General features: G+C 50.7%; 4 protein-coding genes and 1 pseudogene. 1 reads left to right on the top strand and 4 read right to left on the bottom strand.

All coding sequences use genetic code 11. The features are described from left to right. From ACT8X9_RS11625 to ACT8X9_RS11615, 3 genes and pseudogenes are all read right to left on the bottom strand, one after another. A pseudogene (locus ACT8X9_RS11625) lies at positions 1-766 on the bottom strand (hypothetical protein); the annotation flags it as partial. A gap of 1,631 nt (positions 767-2,397) precedes the next feature. Further along, complete coding sequence (locus tag ACT8X9_RS11620) at positions 2,398-5,706, bottom strand: DEAD/DEAH box helicase family protein (protein ID WP_444269090.1); 3,309 nt, start codon at positions 5,704-5,706, stop codon at positions 2,398-2,400. After that, positions 5,706-7,745 (bottom strand): Eco57I restriction-modification methylase domain-containing protein, encoded by a 2,040-nt coding sequence (locus ACT8X9_RS11615; protein ID WP_444269089.1) that lies wholly within the window; start codon positions 7,743-7,745, stop codon positions 5,706-5,708. The genes ACT8X9_RS11620 and ACT8X9_RS11615 overlap by 1 nt, the downstream gene beginning before the upstream one ends. Before the next feature lie 173 nt (positions 7,746-7,918). Between ACT8X9_RS11615 and ACT8X9_RS11610 the strand changes: the two genes are divergently transcribed. Continuing rightward, complete coding sequence (locus ACT8X9_RS11610; RefSeq protein WP_005932550.1) at positions 7,919-8,221, top strand: helix-turn-helix domain-containing protein; 303 nt, start codon at positions 7,919-7,921, stop codon at positions 8,219-8,221. Positions 8,222-8,260: 39 nt separating this feature from the next. Here the strand turns inward: ACT8X9_RS11610 and ACT8X9_RS11605 are convergent. Next, a partial coding sequence (locus ACT8X9_RS11605; protein WP_444269088.1) for a hypothetical protein occupies positions 8,261-9,591 on the bottom strand: 1,331 nt, incomplete at its 5' end.

Below are 9,591 nucleotides of genomic sequence, written 5' to 3'. Positions count from 1 at the left end.
CCTTTCTCTCCGGGGACAGCACCCACTTCTTCGTGTCCTCGATCATCCGCATATCCTCTTTCCGGGTCTCGGTGCGCACCACATCCGTCACGACCTCCACCGCCTTGTCGTAGGCTGCTGCCGAAACTTCATCGATCAGCGTTCCCATGTCGTTGACCTTGAGGGTCAATTCGTCCAGCTTGTTCTGCTGGGCGGCAAGCTGCTCCTTTTGTTTAGCAAGGATGAAATCCTGCTTTTCCAGATATTTGCGGTTGCCGTACTCCGCTTCTTCCTCCAATTCCAGCCCGTGCCGCTTGGCGATTTCAAATAGCATCTTCCGGCAGGCGGCATCAAAGGTGATTTTGCGGTTGTTGCGGCGGCTGAGGGGCTTGTCCGGGACGGGCAGATCAAAACCCAGTGCTTCCAATGCCTTTTCCTGCTGGGGTGCCACCTCACCGTACTTGTTCTCGCAGTCGAACACATGGCGTTCATGGATGTGGGGTGTACTTTCATCCAGATGCAATGCCCAGTCCAGTACATGAACGTGGTCGCCATACTTGGCTTTGAACTCCTCGATGAACTCCGTGACGACGCTCAGCAAGTCCTCTGCCGAAGCGTGTTCATCCAACGTTCCAAGTTGGTAGATGCTCTCCTCCGGGCAGGTCTTGCGGCTGGACAGCAGGTTGGGAATGGAGCGGTTGCGCTCCGTGTGACGAATTTTGGCATTGCGCTCGTTCTGGCTTTCAACAAAGGCCGTGTAGTGGGTTTCGTAGAACTGCCGTTCCACATCCGAGAAGGTCGCGGCTAAATCGTCCGGGTCAGGTGGAGTGAGAGCCGAACGGAAACCGTGGAAACAGTCCCAGTAGATGTTGCCCTTGGCTCGTTCCGGGTCGATGTGTTCACTGTTGGCAAGGTTGAAACTGCGGTCATTGTGCTTGGGATTATAGGTGCCGTGGGTTCCGGCTCGTCCGTTGTGTCGTGTTAATTTCAGATAGACATCCCTCTTTTCCTGTATTTTTGTGTACGGCCACTCATGCTATTAGATCACAAGAGTAATACAATTCTTCCAAGCTAAGGGTCTTGCATTTCAAGACCGTGTCTTGAAATCTTCTCTCGGAATCGAGAGGTAGTCCTTTCAGAAAAGGATTTATGTGTTTGTTATACTGCAAAGAAAGTGACCTATCGCTCCTTCCCTCAGTGGGAGATCATGGCGTTTGTCGCTTTCCGCTTAGAAGAGTTTGCTTTCGCTCTGCAAGAAAAGTATAGCAAAGAAACTCATAGTCGAACAGGAACTGTGAGTTCCTAATTTTCGGTGAAAGTAGGAAGCATCGTTCCCATTTCTTGTTGCATCGCTATTCTTTCTTTGCGGGGAATCATTAAGATGCTGCATCTCTGTAATTATCATAGCACCTGAAATTGCAAAAGTCGTGGGCTTCGTAGGCCTATTATTAGCCCCCTAAGTGAACCTGTTTTGATTACTTTTCCCCGATTTTGGTATAAAGTTTAGCGGAGGCTTCTTTCATTTCAACAGCTTGCCGGGAGAGTGCGCAGCAGCGGAGCTGCTGGATCTGCCGCCATTTTGCGCCAGATAATACCCAGTAGGATATGACGCACAGCATCATATCACTGGGCAAGGCGTTCCCCCTTGACTCCCTTCAAAGGGCTGCGGTCTCGCCTGTCGGCTCGGTCGGTGCTTCAAAATGCCTGCGGCCTTTTGAGGTCGCCACTAGCGACCCGCACCTCTGCACTCCTGCACCGGGCAAGCTGTCCAGAAGAACAGCTCGTCCGGCTTCAATATGTATCGAGAACCAGCGTATTCGCCAGTCCTCTCAATTGCAGATCAGCACACTGGTCTGCTTAATATGTTAAGGTCTCCCATATTCGCCCTCGGCTCCCTAGGAGTGGGGAATCGTCCGGCGGCGGGCTTGCACCGCACCATTGGCATTTCAGCCACCCCACCTTCGTTATGGCCGGGCTGCGAATTACAGAAGTACCTTTTGTGAAGTACCGGACGATTGAACTATTCTGTTTTCAAGGAGCCGATTTTTATAGAAAATCCTCGGAATTTAGGGCTTCCGAAAAATTATCTCTCTAATTGGTAGGCATCGAAAAAGGGCTTTTTGTTACCCGAAAAAGAAATTTGTTAAAAAGTTCTTGGAAAATATGGTTGAAGCAACCGCCGAGTTAAAATATCGTCAGTTTGTTAAGCAACCAACTGAGGCAGACAATTTGCAACGCCGAAAGTATTCAAGGCTGAAGCAACCTTGAAAAAGATGCTCTCACTTGGTAGGCATCGAGAAAGGCCAAAAAGTAACTATTTCAACAAATTTCCATAAAAGTTGCGCGTATAGCACAAAAAAGGCGGTCATCTGCACACATGCAGACAGCCGCCTTTGGTTTTATGCCGTATTCTATTTGTCAGTCTCTGAAAATCTTATCCAGTTCCCTTTCCATGGTGCCCTCCTTGGCAAATTCCAGCGTATCCGCCTGACGGATATGGTGGGCGGTGATGCCGTGATCCTTTGCAAAGCCCAGAATGTAGCTGATGGCAATGCGGTAGATGATCTCGGTCGGAGCAAGGCCATAGACCTGCTTGGCAAAGATATGTTCCAGCCGGGCGTTATCGTCCGGGAAGGCTTGCCGCATCTTCTCGCTGCGGTAAAGGCGCTTGACGATTTCCGTAATGTACAGGCCGGACTTCATGTAGGGATCCAGGAAGGTCTTGCCGGGGTCATCGAAGCAGCCGGGGTTTTCCTGTTCTAACAAATCCACCATCTTTTTCACCACCCACTTGGGGGTGAATATCTGGTTGGTTTTCTGGGGCGGGATGTAATCGAAGATATCCTCGGTGCGGCTCTCATCAAAGTAATCCGCCAGCTTGACCTTCAGGTTCAGGAACTCCTTCACCGAATCGTCAAACACCACCGGATCGAACAGGTGGCCTGCAAAGTGCTCCTCCTGTCCGGTGGCTTGGTTGATATACGGCCCGCCGTCCCGCAAAAAGCGGAACTGCTCCAGCGTGATGCTGGTGACCTCCTGAAAGACCTTGTCCGGGATGATTTGGTCAAAATTTGCCAGCGTCACAGTCTCGTCGCCGTAGGCCATGAGGAAGGACGGGATGGTGCGGGAGAAGCCCCGGAGATGGTCACGGACGGTGTCCTCGTAGCCCTTTTTCTCCTGCTCCTTCTGGTTGGTCTCCACGGTGCGCACAATGGTCTGCTGCATCTCCTGCGCCGTCTGCTGGATGGTGGATTGCAAGGTCTCCATGAGGGCGACGGTGCTCTGCTGCTGCTTTGCGTCAAACTCCCGGTTCACCTGCTGGCGCTGCTGGGCAGTGGTGCAGCTTTGCAGCTGCTGGGTGCGCTGGGTTTCCAGCTGGCTCTGGTCGATGCGGTAGTTGTCCACCACCTTGTTCACCGCCACGTCCATCTTGGCTTTGGCGGCGCTCTCAAACCGCTTCTGGTCGGACAGCTTCAGGTCCCGACCATACTCCTGCTTTGCCTGCTCCACCATAGGGGTGATAATCTCTTTGGTGATGCTCTTTTTCAGAGGTTCCAGATGCTCTTCTTTGGCAGGAGCCGGGGCATCGGTCAGGTCTTGCAGGGCGGTGTCCAGCGCCGGGGTGCTTTCGTAGATTTTCGCCCCAAACACATCCGCTGCCTTGCCGATGACGTAGCCCTCGTCCAAATCCACCTCGCCCTTGTCGTTCAGGGAGAGGTCTGCGCCGGTGTCCGGGGTGATCTGGATGGGCTTTGCCTTGGCCTCGCTGATGGGCTGGAAGTTTTGCAGAATGTCCAGCACCTCCTGCGGGGCACTGAACACGTTGGAAATGTTCTGGAACAAAAAATTGCTCTGGAAACCCATCCGCACCACTTCTTTAGACTTGATCTTCCGGGGGATGCTGAGGACTTTTTCTGCATCCAGCGGGATCATCTCCCCTTCCTCGTCCTCGCCGATGACCGGGAAGAAGTTGAGCAGATTCTGGATGTGCGCCTTGCGCTCCTCGGTGTCGCCCTTGCCGCTGGCGGTGTCCTGTGAAAGGTCGTTGGCGAACTGCTCGTAGATCAGCAGAGTGCGGGCAGGGTCAAAATCGAACACATAGGCGTTCTCTTTGCGGTGGAAGGTGCCGTTTTCGTGGAAAAGGCAGGGGTTTTGGGCACGGAACGCTGCCTGCATATACAGCGCCGGGCTTTTCAGGTTGGAGAGCATCAGCACCGCCGACCACTCCGGGATGGTGACACCGGTGGTCAGCTGCCCCACCGACAGGGTGATGGTCTTTTCGTGGTGGGCGATGGCGGCTTTTACCCGGTCAAAGCTCTTCTGGTTCTCGTCCGTGTCATCCAGCTTGCCGTCACCGGCGGCAAGGATCACCTCATAGTCCCGGAATACCGGGTGCGCCTGCAGCTTTTTCGCCAGCGCTCTGGCGCTGTCCACCCGGTTCAGCAGCCAAAAGGTGTGCTTCAGCTCGGCACGCAGTTCCGGGGTGGAAAACGGAAATTTGTTCTGGGTGGTCATGGCATCCAGAAAGCGGTCCACCTCGGCTTCGTGCTCAAAGCTGCCGCTGGGCTTTACCTTAAAGAACTCGTTCAGGTCAAAGGCAAATTCCTGCGTTTCGCCGTCGATCTCCACACCCTGCCGGATCTCGTCCCGGATGATCTCGGACATCTGGTAGGTGTAGAGGTTGAGCATGGGGAGGTTTGCGTAGGGGTTCTGCTGCCCCGGTGCGCCCTGCCAGTTCCGCTTGGCGGCCTGCTCGTCGGCGTAGGTCCAGTTGAAGATGGCATCCCCGGCAAACTTGTCGTTCGCCAGCGCCTTGAAAGGCGTGCCGGACAGGTGCAGCGTGAAGCGGCGGCGGATGCGGTCAAAGGCAAGGTCGGTCTTGTAGGTGTCCACGCCCTCGTGGGCTTCGTCGATGACCAGCACATCCCAGTTCAGCTCGGTCAGGTGTTGCAGCTTGTCGTACTCGCCGCCGAAATACTTTGAGCCTTTCATGTCCTGCAGGCTGACGAACTCAATGCGCTTATACAGTTCCTCGCCCTGTGCGGCGGCATCCAGATAGCCCTGCTCGTCCAGCACATGGGGCTGCCCGGCAAGGGCATCCACATGGCTGACGAACAGATAGCCGGACTCCCTGCCCAGAAAGCGTACATAGTCGCTGTACCAGCTGTTGGCGATGGCAGGGCGATTGGTGACGATGAGCACCGTCTGTGCATCGACCTGCTTGCAGAAATCGTAGACGGAAAGGGTCTTGCCAAAGCGGGGCTTGGCGTTCCAGAGGTATTCCCCGCCGGGGTGGCTCTGGTAATAGGTCTTGGTGTCATGGACAGCCCTTGCCTGTTCTTCCCGCAGGGTGTAGGCGATGGCGGCATCCAGCTGCACCCGGCCCCGGTTCATGCGGAAATCCTGAAAATACCGCCGGGACTGCTGCCCATCCAGATGAAACCACTCGTTTTTGCGGTCGTTCTCCACATTCAGCTTGCGGAGGTAGGCGTGGAAATCGTGGTCGGTGAACACCTCGCCGCTGCCGTCATCGTAGACGGCATTACCCCGCCACTCCTCATGGTACAGCACATCGGCGGTGTGGGTCTGCTGTTTCAGGCGCTTGTCCACCGACTGCTCGGTGTAGCCGATCTTCGTCCAGCCGTTGTGCCGGGCAATTTCCGGGGTGGTATAGGCGTAGATCATGGGCACCACCTGCCGGGCAGTGCGCAGGGTTATGCCAGCCATTATGCCATCTCCTTTACATGGGTCTCGATAAATTCGATCTCGTCCGCGGTCAGGTCATACTTGCGGTAAAGCTGCTGGTCGATTTCCGCCACCGACTTGCTCCAATCAATGTCAGAATGGGCGGTAAAGTCTTGTAGAGGGACATTTTTCCATGTATCACGCTTATTATGTTGCGTTATTTTTAGCGTTCCTAACATTGCTCGTGCGAATTTTCCTTTGATATACTTGAGCAAAGCTTCAGCTTCATATTTGTTTTTATAAAATCCAATCGTTATAAATGTTTGAGTTGTTGCAACATCTGGTTCTGCAACAAAAGGGCCCACAAGTGTTTCTCCAAAAGTACCATTATTATTAGATTCCGGAAGAACCACTTTGTACTTTGTCAATCCTTCAACATCCTGCAAATACGCTCTCTTAAAATATCTAAATGCTCGTTGTCCATTTTGACGGCCATACACTCGAACATACTCCTCTCCATCATTTGGTTTTACCTCCGAGAAGATACTTGCGTTTTTATCCAAGATGTTTGATGTCAAATCAAATTCATGTCCCTTACTTACTAGAGGGACTTCCTTTCCTTTAACGACAATCATTGTTGTTAAAATATCCGGATGTTCCGTATACAGTTCACTAGCTATCTTAAAATATTCTGTTGAATTAACATTTTCGCTTAGTGGCAGAAAAGCACGGTGTGCTTTAACTTTACTAAGAACACTACGAACCAAGTCATTTGGAATAAAATGCTCAATAGCACCACAGTTATTTCTAACATTTCGATATGTAATTGCCACTCCGCCCTTTATATCGGTATTGCTAAACACCTTTGCGCTGTTCTGTTCGTAGTAAAGAACCTTCAAATGTTCATCACTAAGCATTTTTTCATTCCATGCTTTTGGCGTTTTCCCCGCATTAAACAAAAATCGGGCGGGTGTAATAAGTTCTACCACTGATGCCATAGGATATGTGGCATCCATAAACAAGTTATAAACAGGGTTATCCGACGTTCCCTCCATCTCATCCTGATACGGCGGGTTTCCGATGACATAATCAAACTTCATGCTGGTACTCCCTTCCTGAATGGTTTCAAAGTTCTGGGTCGTTCCATGGCTGCCCTTGCGCCAGTTTTTCACTTTGCAGGATACCGTGGGCGGCTGCGGCTCTGCCGCCCCGAACATGGAAAAGAGGTCAAGCTGTTCTGCCTCCGGCTGGGGCTTGCCGCCGGGCACAGACAGGTGCAAGCCGTCCATTTGCCACAGGTTCCAGCTGATGATGTTGGCGATAGGCTGTAACTCTTCTTTTGTGGGTTTGCGCTGCCAGCGGGCTTGCAGATGCTCTGCATAGGTCAGCAGCAGGTTAACCCTCGCCAGCAAAAGGTTATCGCCCTGATACTCGTAGCCGTAAGTGGACTGCACCGCATGGGTGGCATATTTGCGCCACTCGTCCTCTGTGGCGGCGTTCTCGCTTACCACACGCAGCTTGCGGTCCAGAATGCCAATGCGCCGGGCTACCGTGATCATCTCGCCGGTGGCGGCATCGTACCGAGACGCCAGAAAGGGGGCTTCGCCGCAGGTCACCTCCAAGCGGCGGCTCTGCACATACTGCACCCATGCCGGGGTCCTGCCCTTGCAAACTGGAAACTGCACCGGCGTTTCCACCGTCTGCCAGCCTTGGGGCAGCTCCACCGTGAACTGCCCGGCGTTCTCCTCTGCCCCCAGCCCACGGAACCAGTCAGCGTCCAGTGCGTTGTTCATCTTGTTGCAGACCCATGCCGGGCTGAACACCTCGCCTTTTTTGCGGGTGCGCTGCTGCTGGGTGTCGGTCTGCTTCATCATCCGGGGCAGCACCACCTCGTAGTGGGTCAGCCCGAGCTGCTGGGTGGTGATCTGGGATCTATCCGTCACCGGCTCGTACATTACCGTTTGCAGTTCTTCCGGCGGGTCGGTGGCCCAGATGATGTTTTTACCGGTGGAGCGGTCTTTTAGAAGTGTATCCAGCACCGCCTGCACTTCCGGTGCGTGAAAGTCGATCAGTTGTTCCAACGGGGTATTCCTCGCTTTGCCTTAGCGTTGCGGCGGAAGTAGTATTTTTGTACTAGTTCTGCCTTATACTAGTATTATACAGCTACTTTTTGCCTTGTCTAGTATTGTACAGCCACTTTTCGTCAAAAGTAGGAGTGATTCATATACTAGTAGTAAGGAAAGGTGGTCAAGCTATGCTTGGGGAACGATTGGCAGAACTCCGCAAACTGAATGATGACACACAGCAGACCCTTGCGGACAAGCTTGGTATCTCCGTTTGGTCTATCCGTGCGTGGGAACAGGGAAAGAGCTACCCCTTCAGCAATGTGCTGCTTGCCATCTGCAAGCTCTACGGCACCTCCGCCGACTACCTGCTGGGTCTGACCGACATCGACCCCTCAGACGAGGCTCGCAAACAGCGCCAGCGCCTGACCGAAGAAGAACAGAACGAGATGCACCGCTACGAAGAATATCTGTTGTGGAAACGCAAAAAATAAGCCGCCCAGCGAGACCGTAAGGTCGCTGGGCGGCTTGTCTTATTTATTGATTTGATTTAGGATTTCGAGTTCTCTAAGAATCATCTCCGTTCGGTAAATGCTCATGCGGTCAAAACTTGTTTTCAGCTCTTTATACCGTTCAACAAAATGCTCACTATCTTTCTGATACAGCATCTTAATAATGTTGCAGCAGGTATAGTATTTACAATCATTCATACCAAATACAGGGAACGATTTTTCAGTAAAAAGCCTTTCCAGATTATCTTCAATATACTTTCCTATATCCGTGCTATCTGTATACCAGTCCCTAAGCTGTCCTGAATATTTCCAAGCTGTCTCGTCATTTGTCTTTTCACAAAGATACTCTATATAATCCTGCACCAATCTGCATTTTGCTCTTTTGAGCACTTCATTATATATTTCTCTTACCGTTTGTGTGGCATTGTCAAATTTACCTCCACTATAGTAATCCAAAGGATTGGGCATTATTTTCTTTGCTTCGTCAACAAAGAACTTCTCAAGCTTTTTTTCATAGGTTTCTATCAGCTCTTTGTCATCCTCCCCTAAAACCTGATACCATCGATCATATTCTCCCGCCAAAAAAGTTAATTCAGTGCTCCCCTTTGCCTCATCAAATTCAGTTTTCCACACGCTAATATATTGTCTCATTTCTTTTTCAGACTTATAATTATTAGGTATGTCTCCCGCTTTTCGATATATTTTGTAATGTATTTCCATCTCCTCTTTCGTCAATATCTTTTCATTTTTATAATATTTGTAAATACATTTTACCAATGCCTCTCCCGACTTCAATTTTTGAGTATACTGTCCCAGCCTTGATTCTATCTTATTTTCACTTTCTGCCAAAATCCTCGTCACTCGCTTTTGAGGATTTGAGGCATCCTGTTCTGAAAATTCAGGAAGCTCTCTATAATAAAGCTTATCCGTATCTTCAACTACTACCGCAAAACATATCTGCCGTATTTCATCGATAAATTTCTCGTCCTTAATCTCCAAGCAGCACCGTTCCACATCATTAAAAAAACATCTTGCTTTTTGTAATGTTCGCAAATTTTTCACATTATGCTGAGACAAGAAATTCGCAATAAATTCCTGCTCTCCCGTTCTATCCCACTTGATAGAATTTGAATGTTGCGTCACCTCAAATATTCTATCTATTACCTTTTCTTTGAATTTGTCATAAATATCTTTATCCTCACTACGAATTTCTCCAGAATGCGCAATAAGAATGATTTTAACTTGTTCAAATTGCTTCAGGTTTTCAATTATTCCCAAAGCTTCCTCAAAGTTCACTCCTTTTTTATGCCTTTCTAAATCATCAACCACAATAATACAATGTCCTTCAAATT

The organism is Faecalibacterium sp. (genome assembly GCF_052358865.1).
Classification (GTDB): Bacteria; Bacillota; Clostridia; order Oscillospirales; family Ruminococcaceae; genus Faecalibacterium; species Faecalibacterium butyricigenerans.
The sequence above is the reverse complement of the archived record's forward strand: the minus strand, read 5'-3'. Positions and strand labels throughout refer to the sequence as shown.

Bases quoted from the DNA above. Each gene is read 5' to 3' on its own strand.
- ACT8X9_RS11610 (WP_005932550.1), top strand. From the start codon at position 7,919: ATGCTTGGGGAACGATTGGCAGAACTCCGCAAACTGAATGATGACACA.
- ACT8X9_RS11620 (WP_444269090.1), bottom strand. From the start codon at position 5,706: ATGGCTGGCATAACCCTGCGCACTGCCCGGCAGGTGGTGCCCATGATC.